The organism is Pectinatus haikarae (assembly GCF_015732185.1).
Lineage (GTDB): Bacteria > Bacillota > Negativicutes > Selenomonadales > Selenomonadaceae > Pectinatus > Pectinatus haikarae.
The window spans coordinates 1-24635 of record NZ_WIQM01000015.1 but is presented as its reverse complement, the minus strand read 5'-3'; the positions used below and the strand labels follow the sequence as shown (position 1 = coordinate 24635).

The following is a 24635-nucleotide window of genomic DNA, read 5'->3' as shown; positions in this document are numbered from 1 at the left end:
GTAATATTTTAGGAGTGGTTAGTTTGAAATATAGAGTGGAAATAACCAGCATAGGGCCTTTAGCCGGAGATCTGCTGGAAGCCGGTGATATGGTCATATTTGAACAGTGTGAAATGGAAGCCTTGGCAGAAGTTTGTTTTATGCATACTAAGGGAGAGCTCAGGGAACTGGTAGCTGTGGGAGACCGCTTTAGTATTGGTGAAAATATATACACTGTAGCTGCTGTCGGGGAAGAGGCGCAGCATACGCTGGCAACACTGGGACACTGTACATTGAAATTTGTCGATAATCATGAGGTTGAGCTGCCGGGACAGATAAATCTCAAGGGAGACAGCGTACCATCTCCTAAAATTGGTGATATTATTACAATTGAGTAAAAATATAATGTAGTATAAAAAGGGGCTGTGCATGAGTGAGTTTTCACTTATGTACAGTCCTTTTTTATAAGAGATACAATAATTATTCTTTGATAGTCTTTAAGTATTCTGCTATATCATTCACTACTGCTTCGGTTCCTATGCCGGTGATAAAAGGCAGCCCCGGAAATCTTTTCACGCCTCCGAGCATGGAATCTGCTACCGTGGTTGTGGGCACGACCACATGAGGATGAAAAGTCGCCAGTTTGGCTGTTATGTCAGTGGCATTACATTCCAGAACGTCTATGTCAATTCCTTTTTCAGTTAAAAGTTTGCGGCATTTTTCAGCGGCAACTGTCGAAGTAGCGATACCTGATCCGCAAATAGCGAGCAATCTGTATTTCATAATAAACACCTCATAATTTCTTTTAATAAAATAAGTTTTTCAGTCAATAAGATTCGATATATACAGTTTTCTTCACTGTGAAATCATACGGTTATTCTTCCTGCCATAAGAGCTGTAATTTCTTTCGCTGAATCTGTTTGAAGAAGATTTTCCATAAGCATATTGTCCTGTAGATTTTCCATAAGCTCGGATAGAAGCTGAAGTTGATTTTCACTTTTTTTCATCGCAAGCATGAAAATTATTTTTACAGATACAGGCTGACTGGCATCTCCCATATTTTGAAAGGTGACGGGAGTTTTGAGTGTACAAATAGCAATCATGGGTTTATTTACGTGACAGCAATCAGTGTGCGGAAGCGCAACACCGCATTTTTCAAAGGGAAGTCCGGTGGGAAATAATTTTTCTCTGGCAATTATCGCATCAGAATAAGTGTCTTTTACATAACCAAAGCTGTACAAAAGAGAACTTATTTTTTTTAATGCTTCATCTGAATTTTTGACTTCCAGCTTTATTTGATTTACGGCTGTATCAAATTGAAATGTTTTTTCCATGCATATTGTCTATTATCTGATTTTTATAATAGACGGTTCACCTCCCTGCGGCTTATAGTTTTCTGTTGCTTATGTTGGCAGCAGTGCAGAGTCTGACAAGCTTTTTAATAGATTCATAACCGGCAGCATCATTATAGAGAATGTCGTAAAGTCCGGACAATAATGGCATCTGAGAGGATCGTATTTTTCCTTCGGTCTCCATAGTTTTCATCAGAAGATAGCCAAATTTTATTGCAGGATATCCTTCTACTGTAATGTCATTTTCTTTCATTTTGGCTATTGCCTGACTGGCGGATAACCCGCTGCCTATGGCTTCTCCGAGTGTGCGATTGCGTCCGGCTTCACCTGTAAGCTCGAGGTCGCCGATACCGGGAAGACCGAGTACAGGACCAAGAGTTCCACCGAGAGCTTTTGCAAAAATGCCCATTTCGGCTACGGCATATGTGAAGAGAGATCCCTTGGTGTTTTTATGCAGAAAATTATTTTTCTGCTGGGGAAATCCTTCAGCCATACCAAGACCGACACAATAGGCATTTTTCATAGCGGCGCAGATTTCCGTACCGATAACATCGGTTGTTATATCTACATTATAAACATCCGTTTCGGCGAAAGAACGCAATTTTTCTGCGGCAGTTATATTTGTGCTGGCATAAGTTACGGAGCTGGGGACACCCCATAATACTTCAACAGCTTTACATGGACCGGCAACAAATACAAAATCTACTTGATGCTTTAATTTATCGGGCAGGCGTTCTTCTAAAATATCCGGCAGAAGGACGATTTCACCGGCTTTGTTATAATTGAAGCCTTTAGTTACGCTGCCAATGAGTATCCCCGGTTTCAGATAGGGAACGATCTGTTCAAAAACATCACCCAGAGCATCGGAGGTGATGGCCATTATTATAGCATCGGCGTCATGAAGTGCCTCTGCCAATTCATGATGATAAAAAAAACTGATATTTTTGGACAATGGATATTTGTGCTTAGGATGATCTCTGCCAGCTTTGAGCGCATCAATTATAGAATTATCAAGGGGAGAACCCCATAATCTCACGTCATTGCCATTATCGGCTATAGGCTTGGTGAAAGCGCTGCCCATTGCACCGGCACCTATGACTGTTATCTTTGCCATTTTTATTACTCCTTTGAAATTGTTTTTATACGGAAGGCTTTTTGGTATATCTTTTATATATTAGCCATGCGGTCCCGCACAATACAACGATTGTGTTTAATATATCCTGATTTGCATAATACATGTCAGCCATACTGCATAAATAGGGTCCCGCCATTATCCGCATTGTCTGAATAAGAAACATAAAAACACCTCGCTGTCCGGGGTACGGGATGAAAAATACCCGGATCGTATTTTTCTATTGGAACAGAGCAATGATTTTGTAAATAATATATGGAACAAAATGAGAACCTCCGTCGAGGGAAGATACTGCAAGGGTGCCTTCAGGAAAGGGGAAGCCGACTTCTTTTGCCATTATTGTACTTACCGGAGCTATATCTGTGGCAATATAAAGAATGAAAACCATAAGAATCGTGCTGATTACAAGGCCGCGGAACACATTGCCGCGCGAAGCGCCAACGGCCCAAAGCAGGCAAAAACAAAGACCTGCTAAATCAGTGAAGGGCATTATGCGATTGCCGGGCAGTACCGCTGCCAGCAGAAGTGTAATGGGGATCATGAGCAGACATACTGCCATTACGGACGGATGACCGACAACTACAGCTGAATCAAGACCTATGAAGACTTTTTTACCAGGAAACCTGCTGTTCAAAAATTCACGGGCACTGTCAGATAAAGGCATTAGCCCCTCCATAAGAATTTTGGACATACGTGGCAGTAAAAACATAACGGCTGCCATGTTGATGCCAAGCTGGATAACTCCTTTAGAATCATAACCGGCGAGGAAACCAATGAATCCACCAAGGATAAGACCGATAAACATTGGTTCGCCGATCACACCAAAGCGTTTTTGAATAGACAGGGGATCTAATTCAATTTTATTTATTACAGGAATTTTATCTATTACTTTATTAAGAAAAATACATATGGGTGCCCATCCGACATCTTCTGTATGCGGCAGAGAGATTCCCGGCATGCCAAAAAATTTTTCAACATAAGGCTGGGTGTAATCTGCCAGTTTGAGAACGATTATGATTGTTATACAAGAAGCAACAATGCCCAGCAGAGCACTGCCTGTTTTGTACATTACCAGACCGCCTGCAAAAATGAAATGCCAGTAATTCCAAAGATCTATGTCCATAGTCTTAGTCCAGTTCATTGTCAGCATAATGATATTTATCAGGACACCTAAAATGAATACAATGGGAACTATGGGTGTACCAAAGCTTATCGCGGCATGAACAGGCCAGCCGACATCGAGCACATCAAGATGAAGACCAAAATTATCCACCATAGCTTTTGCTGCGGGAGAAAGGTTACTGGAAAAAAGACCTATCACTAAAAATATACCGGCAAAACCCATTCCCACAGTCAAACCAGAGCGGATCGCCTGCGAAAATTTTTGCCTTAATCCTAAGCCCAGAAGCATTATGATTATAGGCATCATTACTGTAGCGCCTAAATCCAAGATGAAACGTATAAGATTTTGAATTGCGTCCATGGGATTTTTTCTCCTTTATTAAAAAAATAACGCCGTCGTGCCGCTGCACCAACAGTTTTGAAATAGCAATACTCACGTGAGCGTAAGTGACGGCTGATTTCACGGAAGCCGTATCAGAAAATATAAGCGAAAGCAATGATGCACTTTTTCCGATACTTGATGGAAATAATTACAAACAGGAGCTGCCAATGATAAAAAATACTTGCAAGTATATTCTGCTATTAGAGAATGCAAGAATCATGCCAAGATAGTGTATAGGCCTTTTTAGCTAAGCTGTTGAAAAAATATATACACAAATTGCGTGAAATATGATAGTGTATATAAATAAATTATTAGTGTATATATTATTAAAATTATATTTATAAAAAATTTAAATAAAATTTGCAATAAACAAAAAATATAAATAAATTTTTTTATGAGAGACATAAAATATTTTATATGACTAATATTTTGTATCAATAGGGGGATAATAATGCGGCAAACAGATATGATAATAACTTATATCAAGGAAAAATGCGTGTTTGGTGAAATGATAGAAGCTATACAAAATGGAGATAATCCGGGGATACAGGCTGGTGAGATACAAAAGCATTTTGGTATATTACGCAACAATGCCAGCAGTATTCTAAATTCTATCTGCAAGGATGGGGGACTTGTAAAAATAAACAGCAGACCAGTGACGTTTCTGCCTCATGAAGTTACATGCCGTATGTGTGAGAAATATGGTATAGAAGAGAAAAACATGTATACCCTGGCAGAATTGCAGGAAAAAATCAGTGACAGGCAAATGGAAATGGAAGATCCTTTTATGCGGCTTCTGGGCTGTAACAGCAGTCTGCTTTACCAAATACGGCAGGCAAAAGCAGCCATTGTATATCCTCCGCGCGGTCTTCATACACTGCTTCTGGGGGAAAGCGGTGTGGGAAAGACCACTTTTGCGCAAGCCATGCATGCTTATGGATTGTTGGCAAATAATAAAAACATATCGGAATATCCTTTTATAACATTTAATTGTGCAGACTATTTTAATAATCCGCAGCTTTTGCTGTCACAGTTGTTTGGGCATGCCAAAAATGCGTTTACAGGAGCAGAAGCAGATAAAAAAGGGTTGGTGGAGCAGGCTGACGGCGGAATACTTTTTTTGGACGAGGTACATCGGCTGCCGCCTGATGGACAGGAAATGTTGTTTTATTTGATGGATAAGGGAGAATACAACAGACTGGGAGATGGCAATAAAAGAAAAAGCAACATATTGATTATTGCGGCAACCACAGAAAATCCTTCGGATGTGTTATTGAATACATTTATGAGACGGGTGCCTGTAAATATAATATTACCCAATTATAAAGAAAAGCCGATCGCGGAAAAGGTGGAAATAATAGAGCAATTTTTTCGCTTTGAGGCGATGAATCTGCAAAAAACAATAAATATCGCACCTGAAGTATTGCGGGCTCTGGCCTTATATGAATTTAAAGGAGGCAATATCGGACAGTTGCGCTCGGAAGTAAAATTGCTTTGTGCAAATGCTTTTTTACAGCATTTGCAGAACAACCAAGCTATTTATGTAGGATACCAAATGCTGGATAAGGATATTCGTGATATTTTATTCAATTATGTGAAAATGGATAAAACAGCTACACGATATCTTGATATGTTTTCAGAAGATATAGCTATACAACCTCAGGAAAATACAGGAATCATGTCTGATGAGGTTGAAAATGATGTCTACGATATAATTTTGGATAAATTGAAAAAACTCAAACAACAGGGAGGAAATGTAGAAAATATAACAGACGTATTAAAGAATGAAATAGATGCTTATTTGAGCAGTGTCAATAAATATTTTTCCAATCTGCATTCAAAAATAATAAATCTGCATAAATTGGTGCCCAAAGAGGTCATAGATACCACAATGCAGTTTATCGAATATGCAAGAGAAGAGCTGAAAGTAAATTTCAACAATTATTTTTTGTTTGGCTTATCAATGCATATTCAGGCATTGATCAAAAGGGCCGGCAGAATTTCTGCGGGTGATGACAAGCATCTATTTAAAATAAAAACAGAGCATCCTGATGAATTTAAAGTGGCAGAAAAAATGGTAGAAATGCTCAGTGACAAGTTTGGGATGATAGTACCGGAAAATGAAAAGGGTTTTATTGCACTGCTTTTATATCATAGCAGGGTGGAAGCGGACAGCAAGAAAATCGGTATGATCATTATCTGTCATGGTGATTCCACCGCTTCAAGCATGGCCGGCGCATGTAATGCATTGCTTAATACAGATCTTGTAAAGGCTGTGGATATGCCTTTAAATCAGAGCATTGATGAAACATATGGAAAGCTTAAAGCGATGGCATTGACAATAAGCAAGGGGAAAGGAATTATCCTCCTTGTGGACATGGGATCACTTTTATTTTTTGACAAGCGGCTGACTGCTGATACGGGAATAAAGACCAAGCTTGTAAAATCCGTGTCTACGCCTGCAGTTTTAGATGTACTGCGTCACGTCCTTTATGATATGGATGATATCGATGAGGTTTATGCACAGAAGAATAATCAACAGGAAGAAACTGCTGCCACTGTGAAAAGAAAACCACTTGCTGTATTGGCAGTTTGTGCCACAGGACAAGGCAGCAGTATGATAATAAAGAATATGCTTGACGAGCTTTTGGAAAAATATTATACAGATTCAATAAAAGTTATAGCGACAGATTATGTAAATGCCAGGGAGGTTTTTGAACAGTCCGGTGAATATAGTTATGTTGCAGCAGTTGTCGGGAATATAGATCCGCAGCTGCCCGTACCATTTTTTCCTATTGATCAACTGTTACAGGAACAAACTCAGCAGATATTTTTCCATTTGCTCGACGGTAATATGGAGGGACCGTTTTCGCTGCCTGAACCGTTGCAAATGCCTACATTATATGAAACAGCGAAGGGACTTTTGGAAAAATATGTAAAATTCGTTAATCCCAGGCATGCTATTTTCCAGATACGGAATTTCGTGGAAGCAATAAATTATTCAGATAAAAATAAAAGCATGGTGCTGGATCTGGTCCTTCATATGGGATGCGTATTGGATCGATGTGTGGGCGGGATAAGCATTACCTTTGATGACTTTGATGAGTTTCATCTGAAGCATAAGGAATTGTTCAAACGTGTGCACAAGGTTCTTCAGCCTATAGAAGAAGATTATAATGTGAAAGTGAGCGATGCAGAGGTAGCTTATATAATAAAAATAATCACTACGCATATATAAATATAAAAATCCTCTATTTTGATATTTGGAATTATAGAGGATTTTTTATACAGTACATATTCATATTTTTTTTGATTAAAATAATCATTTTATTTAGAAAATATTGTTAATTAATGTTATTATAATATGCAGTGCTTAAAGTTTTTCTATATATTGTTTTGCCTTTGCCTCATCGATAGCGTTATAACTTCGGAATGATTCTTCGATATTTTCCAGAGAATAACCTTTAGTTTCAGGAACAAAAAGTTTCGTGAAAATCAAAGCGATCAGGCCAATTACGGCAAATATATAAAATGTACCCGATAATCCCACCAGAGACATAAAAACAGGAAATAAAAAACCGATAGTAAAACTGGCAATCCATTGCCAGAAAACTGCAAAACCCATACCCATACCGCGCAGACGCATTGGAAGAATTTCCGAAAGCAGTAGCCAGGTTATGGGACCGATAAGTCCTTGATTGCAGAACATAAATGTTACGGTCATAAAAAGGATAAAATATGGAAAAATTGTTTCATGCGAGAACAGTAAACTGGAAGTCCCTATAATGATATGACAAATCATGGTAGTAATGAAACCCAGCATCAACAATTTGCGGCGGCCATGATTTTTCATCAGGTAGATCGCCATATAAGTGGCAATTACTGAAATAACACCATTGGCTATATTTCCGATCATTGCGGCATTGGTGCTGAAGCCGGCATTTTGTAAAATTTGTGTGCCGTAATACATAACAGAATTGACTCCGCCGGCCTGATTGCACATCGCAATGCCAACGGCGATCAGGATTATGCGGCGAATCCAGGGAATACCAAGTTCACTGAATTTTACCTTCTTCGCCGAATTTTCCCTTTCAATATTTGTTTTGATTTCCTCAAGCTCTGCTACGGCTGATTCTTCAGTACTGCGGATTTTTTTCAAGGTTTCAAGAGCTTCGCTGATCCTGCCCTGGCGCACCATCCAGCGCGGACTTTCCGGCATTTTATACATGGCTATAAACAGGCAGACCGCCGGTATGGTGGCCACGGACAGCATCCAGCGCCAAATGTGTCCGACTTCGCCGAAGAAAATGCCTAGTATGGCATTTATAATAAACGCCAGCAATTGTCCGGAAACTATCATCAGTTCGTTTTGCGTTACCAGACGGCCGCGTCCTTCTACGGGTGAACATTCTGATAAATATGCAGGCACTGTTACCGAGGCACCGCCGACGGCGTTGCCAAGGATAAAACGAAAACACACGAGAACTTCAAAATTAGGTGACAAAGCGCATCCGATAGTGGCACAGAAGAAGATCACTGATAGGATCATCAACATTTTGCGCCGTCCTCTGCTGTCCGCTATGCGTCCGCCGAAAAATGCGCCGAATGCGGCACCGAACAGCAGACTGCTGGCAACGCCGCCTTCCATGGCCGGAGTAAGATTCAATTGATCCGGTTTTGACATGAATGTCAGTGCGCCGTTTACGACTCCTGTGTCATAGCCGAATAATAATGCACCAAATGTCGCTGAAACAGCTATCTTTCGTAAAAACTGATAGCTTTGAGCATTTGCCGAGGTAATCATTGTAGACATCTTTTACCCTCCCGATAGTAAATTTTTTACACTGTGAATAAATGAATTTTTATTTCAAGCGGAGGCTTTTTCTTGCTGAAATTCAGAAATTATTATGCATGGAATATGCCGGTCTTTATATGCCGCTTATAAGAGCGGTATATAAAGACCGGATTAATCATCGGACAAAACAATCATCTAATAACCATAAAAAAACATTATAATTATTAGATGATCCGGATTACAGTACTCATATTATTATATATTTTTTATTTCGCGATGCAGACGGTATGCTGCTTATTTGAAATCAACCCATACGCTGCCTTGCTCCGACGAACGGACACAATTTGTGATCCAGCGGACACCTTCCAGGCCGGCATTGATATCGGGGAACACAAAATCTTCTAGGAAATCTTCCCGGCCTTCATTTTTTGCTTCAATGGCAACGGCAAATTTCAGATATATATTAGCCCAGGCATCGGACAGTCCCTCCACGTGAAGTGCTCCCAGACGTTCATCGGCCAGAGCGGTTTCATCCAGATAATCCATTCCGCGGTATAAAGTCTGGTTGGGTTTTCCCTGAACTTCGTATAAAAGCTGCGTCGGATTGATATCAGTGAACTCTATACTGGCTTTTGACCCGGTAATGCGGATTGTCTGGGAGCCCATGTGTCCCGCATCTACAGATGAGATCCATGCCGAGCCGACGGCACCGTTGTCATAATGCATTAAAATATAAGCATTATCCTCAAGCGGGGCACGGCTGGGAATAAAACTCTGCCGGTCACAAAGGACGCTTTTGATTTTTAATTTCGGCAATATCAGCTGCGACATATAATATGTGTGTGTGGAAAGATCACCGATTACAAATGTGGGACCGGCAATTTGGGGATTTACGCGCCATTTTTGCGCATCGCTGTATTTTTCGGCATCTTCTGTTGACGAGAATCCGTGCGTATAGCGCAGATTCACCATGCGGATATCACCCAGATCGCCGCTTTCGATCATATGGCGGGCCTGCCGCAGCATCTGATATCCCGAAAAACCATATGTTACGCCGACAATTTTTTTCTTTTGTTCGGATAGACGCTTGATTTCCTGCACCTGCTCCACCTGAAAGAAAAGTGGTTTTTCGCAGATGACGTGCAGACCGGCTTCCAGCGCAGCTTTGCAAATTTCGTAGTGCGTACCGTTGGGGGTCGCTATTGATACGACTTCAATGCCGTCGGTGCGTCCGGCTTCCGCAGCAAACATGATTTTGTAATCGGGATAGCAGCGATCTGCCGCAACGCCCAGGTTTGTGCCGAAAGCAAGGCCTCTCTGCGCATCTATATCGAATGCTCCCGCAACCAATTGAAAGGCTGTGTTGTCACGCAGCGCGCCGCTGCGATGCTTATAACCGACCTGGCTTGTCCGCCCTCCGCCGATCATTGCCCAGCGCAAAGGTCTTTTGATTTTTTTTTCTCCATTCAACATAGTTATACAACTCCTTTATATTTTTTACAGCTTTACTTAACTGATGGATTTATTATAGGTGAATAGCTCCTACGGTTCTTTCTTTAAATTGCTCATTTTGGGATATAAAGAGGACTTTTTTTGCAGTAATTGTTGCCTTTTTGCTTAATTATTATAAATATTAAAAATAATACCGCAAATATCATGCAGAATTTTTCTTTTTACGGGTTGCCGAATATGCTGAACCGGGACGGATGCAGAGTGAATGGAACCGGCCGGCCCCGTGTCAGAAAAAAACAGCGTATGTTCCGAATTCAGAACATACGCTGTTTTTAAAATTTATCCCAGAGCCTGCAAAGATAATTCAGCCTTTTATACTGGTTTTCACCGACACGGTATTTTCGGTAACTCCTGGGCGTCATGCCGACAATCCGCTTGAACAGAGTGTTAAAATAACTTATGTTGTCATAGCCTATACTGCCGCTGATCTCAGTGATGCTTTGATCACTGCTGATGAGCAATGACTGGGCTTTCCCGATCCGCCGCCGGATAATATACTGTATGGGTGAAAAACCTGTCTGCTTCTTGAACTGATGTGTAAAATAAGAAGTGCTCATATAAGCTCTTTTGCTTAAATCTTCTATTCTTATATCATTCAGATAATGCTGATCAATATATGCCTTTAGATTGACAAACAGAGAATCCTTCCTGGTGTATGCTTTTTTCTGCCAGGGCATTTGATATATAAGGATCATGAGAAGCACATTCAGTAGATATTGGCAGATTGCTTCACTGTGGGACTGGTTCTGGGCAATCTGTTCGTGCATGGATGAAAAAATGTGCTTAATCTGTACAGACATTTCACCGCAGCTCAATACCGGGCACATGTCGTCGGCTATCAGGTGATTCTCCGGCAGATTGTCTATTTTTAAACCCCTTATAGCACAATTGTATACGCACATACCTGTATGCTGGTCTGCACATTCGTCATGAATAATGCCACTGTTGTAAATCAGCAGGTCACCGGCTTTGGTATGGTACAGCTGATTGTCTATTCGATGTATGCCATATCCTTTATAGATATATACAATTTCTATACGGTCGTGATGAGAATGGAAAACTGTTGGTAGTTTGGTCTGAAATTCATCTGCATTGCATACATAAAGTAATCTGGTATTTGTCTCTAAGCCAGGTCGGAAAATTTTTTTTATATAATATTGTACCGTCATTATAATATGTGCTCCTCATACAAAAAAATATTCAACAATAACATCGCCAAATTTATAGAAATAAATTGGCGATGTTATAATATCCTATATAATATTGTGATTAGATTCTGATTGATAACTTTTGATGAAATTATAACGCATATTTTTTAAAATAGTCAATTTATTTATAAATTTTTTAATAATGGAATTATAATTTCAGACAGGTTTTTGGGATGAAGGTATGCCAGTAGCCTGCTGATTTAAAACAGAAAGACGGTAGATGATATTAGGCAAGAACAGTAAAAATCAGCTTGAAATATAATGTTTTTTCAGACAGCACAGAAATAATTCACGCACGAAGGCCGGGCCCTATCAAAAGGACCCGGCCTTCGTGCGTGAATTATTTTGCGGTCTGCTTATATGCGTTTGGCACGGTGCAACAGCAATATATTATTCAGTATACTATATTGATATTTTTGTCTTGATATTCATGAATTACATCCGGAGAAACTTTTGGATCTGTAATTATCGTGGATATACTGTCTGTCGGACAAAAGTTTGCAGTTGAGACCACATCGAATTTCGATGAATCGACAAGTGCGATTATCTTGTGGGAATGCTTGACAACAATGCGTTTTAATTCTACTTCGTAGGGATTGAAATCAGTAAGCCCCGATTTGATGGTCATGCCATAACCGGAAACAAATGCCAGATCAATATTGAGATTATCAAAAATACCCGAACCAAGAGTGCCTTCTATGTAAGCGGCATCCTTGCCGACGATACCGCCGACAAATATAACTGTAATATTAGGATTGGATATAAGCGCGGACATAATATGAATGCCGTGTGTAACTACGATCAGTTTTTTTTGCATGGCAGCAAGTTTTTTAGCCATTACGAGTGCAGTCGTTCCTGAATCAAGATAGATTGATCCCCGCTCTGTAATATAGGAAAGAGCTTTTTGTGCTATATGTTCTTTCTCTTCAGTGCATTTTTTTTCTCTGGAAAGAAAGCTGTAGCTGTCTTCCTGTCCTTTTTGAAAAATATGCGTTATATCCGGCTGCATTGTCAACTGCTTATCAGTCAGAGTAGCTCCGCCGTGTGTTCTTGTTATAAGATTCCTTTCTTCCAGTTCTTTCATATCGTTTCTTGCTGTTGTGGCCGAAACTGTAAATTTTTCGCAAATTTGCTGAGTAGTTATTTTACCGTGTTCTTTTATATGTTCCAGTATAATATTTTGCCGTTCTATAGCAAACATAGCACAGCCTCCTCGGATAGTAATTTTGAATAATATCATCAATTTGTTAATATTATATAGCAATGCGGAAATTTTGACAATCAATTTCATGATTGTTCCACAAAAAAAATAATAAAAAACAAGCATGCAAAAATAAAAACAAGAAATAAATACAGAGACTGAAAAAATAAAAGTGAAAAAACACTTGAAAAAATTTTGGACTTTGTTATAATAAAAGCAAAAATAGAATAAAAAAACTGTAAAAAAAGATAAACAATATCAAACAAAACAATTACTGCGCATCAAATAAGAAAGTTACCAAAAATAATGAATACGGCTTCTCCGTGTATGCGGAAAATTTTGTTTTATGTTGATAGTTGCTTGTATTTACAGTTCAAACCAGTCTTACTGGTAAATTTAAAGGAGGTTCTAAATGGATAATTTAGCTTTGAAAAAGACTGCCAATGAATTGCGTAAAAATGTTATAATTGAAACATTTCATGCAAAATCAGGTCATCCGGGCGGATCTTTGTCGGCGGCTGATATCTTAACGTATCTTTATTTTGAAGAAATGAATGTAGATCCCAAAAAAGCTGATGATCAGGACCGGGACAGGTTTGTATTGTCGAAGGGACATGCCGCACCGGGCCTGTATGCCGTACTGTCGTTGAGAGGTTACATCCCGGCGGCTGATTTAAAAACACTTCGCCATATCGATTCTTACTTGCAGGGACATCCTGATATGAAGCATACGGCAGGTGTGGATATGTCTACAGGTTCTCTCGGACAAGGAATTTCTGCCGCGGTAGGGATGGCTTTATCTGCAAAAGTACAGGATAAAGGTTTCCGCGTATACACCATGCTGGGAGACGGTGAACTGCAGGAAGGACAGGTTTGGGAAGCGTCCATGTTTGCCGGCAGCCACGGGCTCGATAATCTGACAGTTGTGGTCGACAATAATAATCTGCAAATTGATGGAACGGTTGAGGAAATTTGTTCTCCGTATCCTATAGATGAAAAATTCAAGGCATTTAATTTTCATGTTATAAATATTGATGCGCATGACTTTGATCAGATCAGAGCTGCTTTTAAAGAAGCGGCACAAACAAAAGGAAAGCCAACGGCTATAATTGCTAAAAGTGTAAAAGGAAAAGGCGTTTCCTTCATGGAAAATGCTGTGGGCTGGCATGGAAAAGCTCCTAATGAGGAACAATATAAGCAAGCAATGGCTGAATTGGAAAAAAATGGGGAGGCGTTGGCATGACAGCAGTAAAAATTGCTACAAGAGACAGCTATGGAAATGCTCTTGTAGAATTATACAAAAAACATAATAATATAATTGTTTTGGATGCTGATTTGGCCGCCGCAACCAAGACGGGAATTTTTAAGAAAGCCGTTCCGGACAGACATTATGACTGCGGCATTTCAGAAGGCAATATGATGGGAATAGCTGCCGGACTGGCTTCCACAGGTTTGGTGCCGTTTGTGAGTACATTTGCCATGTTTGCGGCAGGGCGTGCTTTTGAACAAGTAAGAAATTCCATAGGGTATCCGCACCTTAATGTTAAAATTGGTGCTACTCATGCGGGGATATCTGTAGGTGAGGATGGTGCCACACATCAGTGTAATGAAGACATTGCCCTGATGCGCACTATACCGGGGATGGTAGTGCTCAATCCTGCCGATGATATTGAAGCAAAAGCTGCCGTAACGGCCGCATATGATCACGATGGTCCGGTTTATATGCGTTTCGGCCGCTTGGCAATTCCTATTATCAATGATAAGCCGGATTACAAATTTGAGCTGGGCAAGGGTATTGTGCTCCGCGAAGGTAAAGATGCTACCATTATAGCAACGGGACTTTGCGTGAATGCTTCTCTTGAGGCTGCAGAAAAGATGGCACAAAAGGGTATTGATGTGGGAGTTGTAAACATACATACAATAAAGCCGATAGATAAGGAACTGATCATAGAAGTGGCTAAAAAAACAGGTAAGATCATAACTGTTGAGGAACACTCTGTGATCGGCGGCCTGGGCGGTGCTGTATGTGAAGTTCTTTCAGAAAATTGTCCTACACCTGTCCTGCGTTTGGGTGTGAATGATTGTTTTGGGCACTCAGGTCCGGCAGTGGGCTTGCTGCATGAGTTTGGACTTGATGCTGAAGGCATAGATAAAAAAGTAAGTGCATATTTAAAATAATATTGAAGCTAAGGAGAAAAATATCATGAAAATAGCAATCGGCTGCGATGAAGCAGCATATAGTTTGAAAATCGTCTTAAAGGAACACTTGGAAGCAAAAGGCTATGAAGTTGATGATTTTGGTGCAGAAAAAGGCGAAGTTGTTCTTTACCCGGATGTTGCTTATAAAGTGGCAGATGCTGTCGCTCAAGGCAAATATGAACGGGCAGTGCTTGTCTGCGGTACGGGCATAGGAATGTGCATCTGTGCAAATAAAGTGCCGGGTGTACGCGCGGCAGTATGTCATGATCAATTTTCGGCACAGCGCAGCAGAATGAGCAATAATGCGCAGATAATCTGTATGGGAGAACGCGTTATCGGCACTGAGCTTGCCAAAGCTCTTCTTGATACATGGCTTGATTCCGATTACTCTGAAAAATCAAGATCACAGCCAAAAGTAATGCGGATAAATGAACTTGAACAGGATCATATCAAAGCAGCTAAGTGATCAAAAGTCTGCGGCAGATTTAAAGAATCGGAAGGCAGGAGCGTAAAATGGGCATAGTTTGTCATCATTTTACGCTCTTTTTCTTTCACAGCGGCAATAAAACTGCTATTATGATAGTAGCTTTATTATGGTAGATAATATGTTTAAAAATGAAAGGAAGGTTTATATGTCAGATGAAAAAGCGATATTAAGTTTGCAGAATGGCAGTGATGTCCGCGGTGTTGCCGTAGAAGGTGTTGAAGGGGAACCAGTTACTTTGACCGGCGAATACGCTAACAGGATCACAGCAGGTTTTGTGAAATGGCTTGCTGCAAAAAACGGAAAAGCTGTGGCAGACTTGAAAATTGCTGTGGGACATGATTCCAGAATATCGGCGTCCGATCTTAAGAAACAGGCATTGAAGGCAATAATGGGTCTTGGGGCAAAAGCTTATGATTGCAATATGGCTACGACACCGGCGATGTTTATGTCGCTTGTATATGATCAGACTAAATTTGACGGATCAATAATGATAACGGCAAGCCATCTGCCCTTCAATCGCAATGGTTTGAAATTCTTTACTATTGATGGCGGAATGGAAAAAAGCGATCTTACGGATGCATTGAAAATTGCGGTGAATACGGCAAAGATTGATACAGACATAAGCACTGTTCAAAACTGTGAGCTCATAGACCTTTATGCACAGGATCTTTGCGAAAAAATACGCAAAGGCATAAATTCAGAGGAATTTTATCACCCGCTTAAGGGTATTCATATTGTAGTTGATGCGGGCAATGGAGCCGGCGGATTTTTTGTCGAAAAGGTATTGGGCCAGTTAGGTGCTGATACTGCGGGCAGTCAGTTCCTTGAGCCGGACGGGCATTTCCCCAATCATATACCAAACCCGGAAAATAAGCAGGCTATGGAGGCTCTGCGCAGTGCTGTGATCACTAATAAAGCCGACTTAGGTCTCATTTTTGATACTGATGTCGATCGAATGTCAGCTGTCCTGGCAGACGGCAGAGAAATAAATCGTGATGCTCTTATCGCTATGATGGCAGCGATTTTGGCACCCGATTATCCTGAATCTACAATTATAACTGATTCGGTAACCTCCGATAAACTGACTGACTTTTTACAAAATGAACTGCATTTAAAGCATCATCGTTATATGCGCGGCTATAAAAATGTTATCAATGAATGCAGGCGGCTTAACGATAAGGGCGAAATATCGCCTCTTGCCATAGAAACAAGCGGCCACGGCGCTCTTAAAGAAAACTATTATCTGGATGACGGAGCATATCTTGCTGTGAAGCTGCTGGTTGCAGCGGCTATTGCAAAAAAAGAAGATAAATCTTTAGAAAGTCTTATAGAAAAGCTGCAGCCCATTTTTGAAGAGGCAGAATATCGCATGTCTATAAATTGTGAAAACTTTAGAGAATACGGACAAAAGGTACTGAAAACTTTCGAGGAACGTGCTAAGGAAAAAGGATATACAGTTGTCACACCATCTTATGAAGGCGTACGATTGTCATTCAAGGGAAGCGTGAATGGCTGGGCCCTTTTGCGTCAGTCTCTGCATGATCCTAAAATGCCGCTTAATATAGAAGGAAACGGTGCGGGTGACTGTGATAAAATAACGGCTGTCATGCAGGAACTGCTCATCGGCTTTGATCAATTAGATAAAAGTTCTTTGAAGAAATAAAGAAAAATATAGTATATAGCTGACAATAAGAGCATCTATTTGAAGATTTTTCAGAAGATGCTTTTATTTTTCTGCTCAAAAACTCTTTTTGTTTTCTGTGTGTTTTGAACTGAGCCGTATTTTTTAGATAATTTATTTATAAGGTAAATAGGATAAATAATTGCGTTGACAATATTTGCCGATGTATAATATGTGACGACGGAAATAAAAAATAAGGTAATGGTGATAAGCAAGTGTCTATTGAAATAGAAAATCTTACCTATACATATATGAAAAAGACTCCATACGAAAAAGATGCTTTGAAAAATGTAAATCTCAAAATCGAAGAGGGATCATTCGTTGCTATAGCCGGACATACCGGATCAGGAAAGTCTACTTTGATGCAGCATTTAAACGGACTTATATCTCCCTGCTCCGGAACCGTCAAGGTGGACGGAGTGGATATAAACCGCGGGGGAAAAGAAAAAATAAAGGCAAGACACTCGGTAGGAATGGTTTTTCAGTATCCGGAAACACAACTTTTTGAAGAAACCGTATACGCTGATATAGCATTTGGTCCAAAAAATTTTGGCCTTGAGCCGGATGCGGTTGACAAACGAGTAAAAAAGGCGATGTCCTTTGTCGGGCTTGACTATGAGCAGTATAGAGACGCTTCACCGTTTGCACTCAGCGGCGGACAGATGAGGCGTGTGGCAATCGCAGGAATAGTAGCGCTGGAACCGGCATATCTGGTGCTGGATGAACCGACGGCAGGACTGGATCCAAAGGCAAAACATGATTTGCTGGAAAATATAAGAGCTCTTTACCGTAAAGGCAATACCACAATTATAATGGTGTCGCATAATATGGATGATATAATAGGACTGGCAGGACGCATAATTGTGCTGCATGACGGCTGTGTTGCTGCGGACGGAATGCCGCAGGATATTTTTAAAAAGAATGATATTTTGCAGGCTGCAGGACTGCGTGCGCCGCATCTGACACAACTGTTGCGGCAAATAAATGAACAGGCATTTCCGGTAAGAAGTGACTGCTTGAATAAAAGTGATGCGGCAGATGCCGTCTGTGCGGCATATTACGGGAGAGAAAAAGATGCTAGATGATATGATGCTGGGCCAATTTTTCCCTGCTGATTCTGTCCTTCACCGGATGGATGCCAGATTGAAAATCATGCTGTTGTTCATTTTCATTATTGCTATATTTTTATGCGACAGTAAGACTGATTATATCCTTTTGACTTTATTGAACATAATATTGATGACTGTTTCAAAAATACCTTTTGTCATGTACTTAAAGGCTGTTAAACCGATGTTCTGGATAGTTCTATTTACATTCATAATGCATATTTTCAGTGGAGAGGGGACAATAATAGCTGATCTGTGGATTTTTTCAGCTACATGGGAAGGGCTGACAGAAGGGATATTCATAACTTTAAGATTGATATTACTGGTACTGATGGCATCTATACTGACCTTTACCACATCACCTTTAGTTTTAACGGATGCTCTTGAAAGCCTGCTTAGTCCTTTTAAAAAAATAGGCGTGCCGGCACATGAACTTTCTATGATGATGACTATAGCTCTTCGATTCATACCAACGCTCATAACAGAGACCGATAAGATCATAAAAGCGCAAAAGTCACGCGGCGCTGATTTTTCTTCGGGCAATATTATACAGCGGATAAAATATATTATGCCGATATTGATCCCTCTTTTTGTCAGTGCGTTCCGACGTGCCGATGAATTGGCACTGGCTATGGAATCGCGCTGCTATCGGGGCGGGCAGGGACGTACACGTATGAAAGAAATGAAATTTGGCAGACTGGATTTTTTTATCGCGGCAATAGCTGTTTTGATAATTGCGGGAATGATTGTATTAAAAATAAAGGGAATATGACTGATGAGGCAAGAACATAAGGAAACAATGAAAAGAAGACGCCGCAATATAAAACTGACAGTGGCATATGACGGGACTGCCTATCATGGTTTTCAACGGCAAAATAAATGTGTGGCTGTTCAAAATGTATTGGAAGAAATATTGCCGGCTGTCTTTGGCGATTCCATAGAAATAGCAGCGGCAGGAAGAACAGACGCGGGAGTTCATGCCAGAGGGCAAGTGGTAAATTTCTTTTCAGACGGGATGATACCTATAGAGAATATTCCAAAGGCCGCAAACAGACTCTTGCCGAAGGATATAGTAGTGACAGAAGCACAGGAAGCAGACAGAGACTTCAGTGCACTGCATAGTGCAAAGAGTAAGATATATGTTTACCAACTTTATCACAGCAAGGTGCCGGATCCCCTTCTGCATCGGTATAGCTGGCAGTATGAATATAAGTTGTGTTTGGCGGATATGAGAAAAGCCCTGACACTGGTGACCGGCGAACATGATTTTTCAGCTTTTCGGGCGGCAGGAGGTGCTCTCGGGATGAATCCGGTGAGGACTATCTATGAGGCGGAGTGTAAACAGGAAGGGGCTATGCTTACTTTTCGCTTTTGGGGTAATGGTTTTTTATATCATATGGTCAGAAATATTGTCGGCACTGTTGTGAAAGTTGGCAACGGAAGGCTTTCACCGGATAATTTTGCGGAGATAATGCAGGCTAAGGACAGAAACAAAGCCGGAAAAACAGCACCAGCCAGAGGGCTGACGCTGTGGCATGTAAATTATTGAAATAAAAACCCCTGACTAAAAAACATACTGTGCAAAAAGACATTGCTGCTGTTTTTATTTAGTCAGGGGAAATTAATTGATTCTAGTGTAAAAAGAGAATTGCTTATCTAAATTATTTGAAAAGATTTTTGAGCTTGCCGAGAAATGTAGGTTTGCAGCCAAGATCGGGAAAAGGAACCGTTTCACCGCAAAGCCGGTGGGTTATGTTTCTGTATGCCTGTGCAGCGAGAGAATTTTTATCTTCGATGACAGGGCGGCCTTTATTGGTGTATTTTATGATCGTTTCTTCATCAGGTATCTGCCCTATGACGGTTACACCAAGGATATCCTTTATATCTGTTATGTCGAGCATATCGCCGCGGGTTACCATATCAGGACGGATGCGATTGATAATGAGCCTGATGTCTGTGAATTCAGCGCGGTTTAATTCACCGACTACTTTATCGGCATCCCGCAGTGCTGCCATTTCCGGCATAGTTACTATTATAGCCGAATCAGCGGCTGCGATAGCAGTTTTAAATCCCTGTTCGATACCAGCAGGGCAGTCAATTATAATAAAGTCGAATTGATTGCGCATCTGATCGCATATTTTTATAAGATCATCGCCATTGAGAGCTGATTTATCATATTTTTGCGACGTAGGCAGAAGATATAAGCTCTTGTACTGGGGATGGCGGATAAGAGCCTTCTCAAAAGGGATTTTTCCTGCTGCTACATCTATGAGAGTATGACAGATGAAGTTTTCAACGCCGAGTATAAGATCAAGGTTTCTGAGGCCTGTATCAGTGTCTATGAGGGCGACTTTTTTTCCTAAGGAGGCCAGACCAGCACCGAGATTTGCTGCGGTCGTCGTTTTGCCGACTCCTCCTTTACCCGATGTGATAACAATGATTTCGCTCAATTTTTGTTCCTCCAAGCTTATAATATAGCGATTTTTGATAACGCTGGATTTTCCTGGTATAAATGGACATATAATTGCAAAACTTATCGCAAAGAACAATCTTCGTTTATTATAGCATAAATGCCAGGGCTAAATAAGCTCTGATTATAATTCTTATAGGACAATTTGCCAAGCAGGACGCATTACTTATTGAAATTAATTATTGATTATGGTATAACATAATCAGAAGAATTATTGTTTTGATAAGAATAAAGATAAGTATATTTTATAATATCACTTATTATTTTTATGGTTGATTTTTAACAGAATTACCAACAGTTGCCAGTGTGCAAGTGATGATGCACCAATGAAAACTTGTTCGGCCTTATTCCTTCAGAATGCATAGAATCTATTGCTGATCTGTCCTTTACAGTAAACAGCATTTATATTATCATATGCATGACTGTATTTATTGTCCGGCTTATGCTGAATGTTTTGTCAGTTGTTTTGGCTGCAGACGGGCTGTGTGATTTGGGGATAATGGTCTTCCGGTGATCTTTCTCATGGTGGCACCGGGAGCTTTTGTTTATTATATTTTGGGGTGTTAGTTATGAATCCTACTTGGAAAATCGGTATTGATATAGGATCTACTACGATTAAAACTGTAGTTTTGGATGAATCGGACAGAACGGTGTTTAAACAGTACAAAAGACATTTTTCTGAGATTTATAAAGCTTTGAGTGAAGATATTGCTGCACTGAAAGATAAGCTGCATAACCGCAAGTTTTACTGTACATTTACAGGTTCGGCCGGTATGGGACTGGCCGCGGCTATGAAAGTTACATTTGTTCAGGAGGTTATAGCCTGTACACAGGCTGTGAAAAAATGGATACCGCATACAGATGCCGCAGTTGAATTAGGCGGTGAAGATGCTAAAATAACATATTTTGGTACAGCGCCCGAACAGCGGATGAATGGGGTCTGTGCGGGCGGCACGGGATCCTTTATCGATCATATGGCAGCTCTTCTGCATACTGATGCCAGGGGGCTTGAGAAGCTGGCTGAAAATGGTGGTCAGGTTCATACAATTGCTTCACGCTGCGGTGTTTTTGCAAAAACTGATGTGCAAGCCCTTATAAATGACGGAGTATCAAGAGAAGACATAGCATTCTCCATCTTTCAGGCTGTAGTAAATCAGACTATCGGCAATTTGGCGCAGGGCCGGCCTATCGAAGGGAACGTCGCTTTTTTGGGCGGGCCGCTGCATTTTTTGCCTATGCTGCGTGATCGTTTTATAAAAACATTGAATCTGTCGGATGAACATATTGTAAACACGCCGGATGGCTGTTATTTTGTGGCCATGGGAGCAGCTCTTTCTGAAAATGCATCTGTTCTTGATTATGAAAAGCTTCTTACGGCTCTTTTTGCGGGAAAAAACGTAAAGGCGGATATAGAAAAAACACCATTTATTTTATTTAAAAACGAAGAGGAATATGCCGAATTTAAGAAAAGGCACGATCAGGATGTTGTGAAAAGAGGAAATCTGTGTACATACAAGGGACCCTTGTATGTAGGAATAGATGCAGGATCGACAACGACAAAAGTCGTTGCTGTAGGAGCTGAAAAGCAACTTCTGTACACTTCTTATGGCAGCAATAAGGGAGTCCCTCTTGACAGTGTCCTAGAGGCCCTGCGCGATTTATACAGTAAGATAAATGGGGAAACCTATATCAAAAGTGCAGGAACAACGGGATACGGCGAGCATATAGTAAAAGCGGCCGTGCATGCTGATTTTGGCGAAGTTGAAACTTTTGCCCATTTAAGAGCAGCCAGGGAATTTTGTCCGAAAGTCAGCTGCGTACTCGACATCGGCGGGCAGGATATGAAGTGCTTTTTTGTGAAGGATGGACATATAGCTCAAATCATTCTGAATGAGGCTTGTTCTGCCGGGTGCGGCTCCTTTATTGAAAATTTTGCACAGGGACTTTCTATGACAGCCGCTGAATTTGCCGATAAAGGTATTGCCGCGGAGCATCCTGTGGATCTTGGTACACGGTGTACCGTATTTATGAACTCCCGTGTGAAACAGGCGCAAAAAGAAGGTGCGGCTGTTGCCGATATTTCTGCGGGAATAGCGTTGTCTGTCATAAAAAATGCGTTGTTCAAGGTTATACAGATAAAGGATACTGAGGAGCTTGGCGATGCAATAGTAGTTCAGGGCGGTACGTTCTATAATGACGCTGTTTTGCGGTCAATGGAGATTTTGCTTGATAAAAAAGTTATTCGTCCGGATATTTCAGGCCTTATGGGTGCATATGGCATGGCACTGCTGTCGATGGAAAGAAAACAGGAAAAATCTGCATTGCTGTCTGCCGGTGCATTGGTCGGTTTTAAGGCAGAACAGACTTCATATCGCTGTAAGAAATGCGGAAATAATTGTCTTATAACCATGCAGAAATTTCCGGATGGAGGAAGATACTTCATCGGCAATCGCTGTGAAAGAGGAATCGGCGGCGTGAAAAAAACAATGCAGGATTTCCCTAATATTTATAAATACAAATATGATCGGCTTTTCTCTTACTACAAACCACAGTTAAATGCACCAAAGGGGAAAATAGGCTTGCCGCGCAGCCTTAATATGTATGAGGATTATCCGTTTTGGTTTACCTTTTTTACGGAATTGGGGTATGAGGTAGTTCTCTCCGGCAAATCTTCAGCGCAGCTTTATTACAAGGGTATGTCAACGGTACCGTCGGATTCACTGTGCTATCCGGCGAAATTGGTGCACGGACATATAGTGGATTTGATAGAAAAAGGGATAAAAACAATTTTTTATCCATGTATCCCGTCTAATATAAAAGATGAACTTGACAATGGAGACAGCAATTATAATTGTCCTGTTGTGGCATCATATGCGGAAAATATTCGTGCAAATATGGATATACTGCAAAAGAAAAATATAAATTTTCTGCAGCCGTTTTTACCGATAAATGACAAAAAAAGAATGTATATACGGCTTACAGAGGAATTAAAATCACTTTGCTGCGGAAAAAAGGATATACGCAGGGCATTGGAAAATGCTTATGCTGAACTTGAACATTATAAAAGAGATGTTCAGGACTATGGCAAGGTCATAATGGAGCAGATCAGGGAAAAACATATGAAGGCGGTTGTTCTTTGCGGCCGACCTTATCACATAGATCCGGAAATAAATCATGGTATTCCTGAGATGATTCAAAATTATGGTATAGCGGTTTTATCCGAAGATGCGCTCGCTCATTTGCCGATAGAAGATGAAAAGCTCAGCATTGTCAATCAATGGGTCTACCATGCACGCTTGTATCGGGCGGCGCAGTATGTTGCGGAACATCCTGAACTTACTCTGATTCAATTCAGTTCCTTCGGTTGCGGATTGGATGCGATAACTACAGGGCAGGTAAAAGAAATTTTGGAGCGCAGTAATTGTGTATACACAATGATAAAGCTTGATGAAGTAAGCAATCTTGGCTCAGCCAGAATAAGACTGCGTTCTCTTATGGCTGCATGGAAATACGGAATGAGAGAAGGCGGCAGAACGCCGCTTCCGGTTAAAGAAAGAGCTTATTTCAGGCAGGAATGCCAGACAGAGCATACTATTCTCGCACCTCAAATGTCTCCATTGCATTTTGAGCTTATAGAAGCTGCCGTAAAGAAACATGGCTATCGCATTGTTATACCAGAAATGCCGAATCAAGCAGCTGTCGATGAGGGTCTGCGTTATGTGAATAATGATATGTGTTATCCGGCTATCATAGTCATTGGGCAGCTCCTTTATGCGTTAAAATCGGGCAAGTATGATGTGAATAAGACTTCTATTATGCTTTTTCAGACATGCGGTGCCTGTCGTGCTACTAACTATTTGAATCTTATGCGCAAAGCCTTGCATGATGCTGGTATGCCGCAGGTTCCTGTTTTTGCCTGCTGGGGCAGAGAAACAGATTCGTTTAAAATGACTACGGGCCTTTTTATAGATGTATTGAAAGCAACCATTTATGCCGACCTGCTGCAGCG

At 40.8% G+C, this 24635-nt stretch carries 19 protein-coding genes; 10 read left to right on the top strand and 9 right to left on the bottom strand.

All coding sequences use genetic code 11. The features are described 5' to 3' along the window. Positions 1–23: 23 nt before the first annotated feature. A complete protein-coding gene (locus I6758_RS09400; RefSeq protein ID WP_196605011.1) occupies positions 24–377 on the top strand; it encodes a PTS glucitol/sorbitol transporter subunit IIA in 354 nt (117 codons plus the stop codon). Between the two features lie 82 nt (positions 378–459). Here the strand turns inward: I6758_RS09400 and I6758_RS09395 are convergent, their stop codons facing one another. The 4 genes from I6758_RS09395 to I6758_RS09380 all read right to left on the bottom strand — a co-directional run bounded on the left by I6758_RS09395 (position 460) and on the right by I6758_RS09380 (position 3946). Further along, complete coding sequence (locus I6758_RS09395) at positions 460–762, bottom strand: PTS sugar transporter subunit IIB (RefSeq protein WP_231038614.1); 303 nt, start codon at positions 760–762, stop codon at positions 460–462. An 83-nt stretch (positions 763–845) separates the two neighbouring features. Next, positions 846–1313 carry a PTS sugar transporter subunit IIA gene (locus I6758_RS09390; RefSeq protein WP_196605010.1) on the bottom strand — a complete coding sequence of 156 codons (468 nt, stop codon included), beginning with the start codon at positions 1311–1313 and terminating at the stop codon, positions 846–848. Positions 1314–1365: 52 nt separating this feature from the next. Beyond that, complete coding sequence (locus tag I6758_RS09385) at positions 1366–2445, bottom strand: NAD(P)H-dependent glycerol-3-phosphate dehydrogenase (RefSeq protein ID WP_196605009.1); 1080 nt, start codon at positions 2443–2445, stop codon at positions 1366–1368. Between the two features lie 238 nt (positions 2446–2683). Beyond that, positions 2684–3946, bottom strand: coding sequence for a PTS galactitol transporter subunit IIC (locus tag I6758_RS09380; protein WP_196605008.1), 1263 nt, complete (start codon positions 3944–3946; stop codon positions 2684–2686). Between the two features lie 472 nt (positions 3947–4418). On the opposite strand from I6758_RS09380, the gene I6758_RS09375 reads away from it, so the two are divergent. Continuing rightward, positions 4419–7205, top strand: coding sequence for a sigma 54-interacting transcriptional regulator (locus tag I6758_RS09375; protein ID WP_196605007.1), 2787 nt, complete (start codon positions 4419–4421; stop codon positions 7203–7205). A gap of 135 nt (positions 7206–7340) precedes the next feature. On the opposite strand, the gene I6758_RS09370 is transcribed toward I6758_RS09375, so the two are convergent. The 4 genes from I6758_RS09370 to I6758_RS09355 form a co-directional block, all read right to left on the bottom strand. Continuing rightward, positions 7341–8780, bottom strand: coding sequence for a sugar porter family MFS transporter (locus I6758_RS09370; RefSeq protein WP_330998043.1), 1440 nt, complete (start codon positions 8778–8780; stop codon positions 7341–7343). 276 nt (positions 8781–9056) lie between these two features. Beyond that, entirely contained in the window at positions 9057–10235 is a 1179-nt protein-coding gene (locus tag I6758_RS09365) for a Gfo/Idh/MocA family protein (RefSeq protein ID WP_196605006.1), read from the bottom strand. A 311-nt stretch (positions 10236–10546) separates the two neighbouring features. Next, complete coding sequence (locus I6758_RS09360; RefSeq protein ID WP_196605005.1) at positions 10547–11443, bottom strand: helix-turn-helix transcriptional regulator; 897 nt, start codon at positions 11441–11443, stop codon at positions 10547–10549. A gap of 433 nt (positions 11444–11876) precedes the next feature. Further along, positions 11877–12683 (bottom strand): DeoR/GlpR family DNA-binding transcription regulator, encoded by an 807-nt coding sequence (locus I6758_RS09355; RefSeq protein WP_196605004.1) that lies wholly within the window; start codon positions 12681–12683, stop codon positions 11877–11879. A 412-nt stretch (positions 12684–13095) separates the two neighbouring features. Between I6758_RS09355 and I6758_RS09350 the strand changes: the two genes are divergently transcribed. From I6758_RS09350 to truA, 7 genes are all read left to right on the top strand, one after another. Then, the gene (locus tag I6758_RS09350; RefSeq protein WP_196605003.1) at positions 13096–13926 is read left to right on the top strand and encodes a transketolase; all 831 of its coding nucleotides are present in this window, start codon (positions 13096–13098) and stop codon (positions 13924–13926) included. Continuing rightward, entirely contained in the window at positions 13923–14861 is a 939-nt protein-coding gene (locus I6758_RS09345) for a transketolase family protein (protein ID WP_196605002.1), read from the top strand. The genes I6758_RS09350 and I6758_RS09345 overlap by 4 nt, the downstream gene beginning before the upstream one ends. 25 nt (positions 14862–14886) lie before the next feature. Further along, entirely contained in the window at positions 14887–15348 is a 462-nt protein-coding gene (gene rpiB, locus I6758_RS09340; protein WP_196605001.1) for a ribose 5-phosphate isomerase B, read from the top strand. 166 nt (positions 15349–15514) lie between these two features. Next, complete coding sequence (locus I6758_RS09335; protein ID WP_196605000.1) at positions 15515–17032, top strand: phosphohexomutase domain-containing protein; 1518 nt, start codon at positions 15515–15517, stop codon at positions 17030–17032. A gap of 233 nt (positions 17033–17265) precedes the next feature. Then, a complete protein-coding gene (locus tag I6758_RS09330) occupies positions 17266–18135 on the top strand; it encodes an energy-coupling factor transporter ATPase (protein ID WP_196604999.1) in 870 nt (289 codons plus the stop codon). Then, a complete protein-coding gene (locus I6758_RS09325) occupies positions 18125–18928 on the top strand; it encodes an energy-coupling factor transporter transmembrane component T family protein (protein WP_196604998.1) in 804 nt (267 codons plus the stop codon). Before I6758_RS09330 ends, I6758_RS09325 begins: the two co-directional genes overlap by 11 nt. A 3-nt stretch (positions 18929–18931) precedes the next feature. Beyond that, a complete protein-coding gene (gene truA, locus I6758_RS09320; protein ID WP_196604997.1) occupies positions 18932–19705 on the top strand; it encodes a tRNA pseudouridine(38-40) synthase TruA in 774 nt (257 codons plus the stop codon). Between the two features lie 112 nt (positions 19706–19817). Here truA and minD read toward each other — a convergent pair whose 3' ends face one another. Continuing rightward, positions 19818–20606, bottom strand: a complete 789-nt coding sequence (gene minD, locus I6758_RS09315; protein ID WP_196604996.1) for a septum site-determining protein MinD — start codon at positions 20604–20606, stop codon at positions 19818–19820. 589 nt (positions 20607–21195) lie between these two features. Between minD and I6758_RS09310 the strand changes: the two genes are divergently transcribed. Continuing rightward, a partial coding sequence (locus I6758_RS09310) for an acyl-CoA dehydratase activase-related protein (RefSeq protein WP_196604995.1) occupies positions 21196–24635 on the top strand: 3440 nt, incomplete at its 3' end.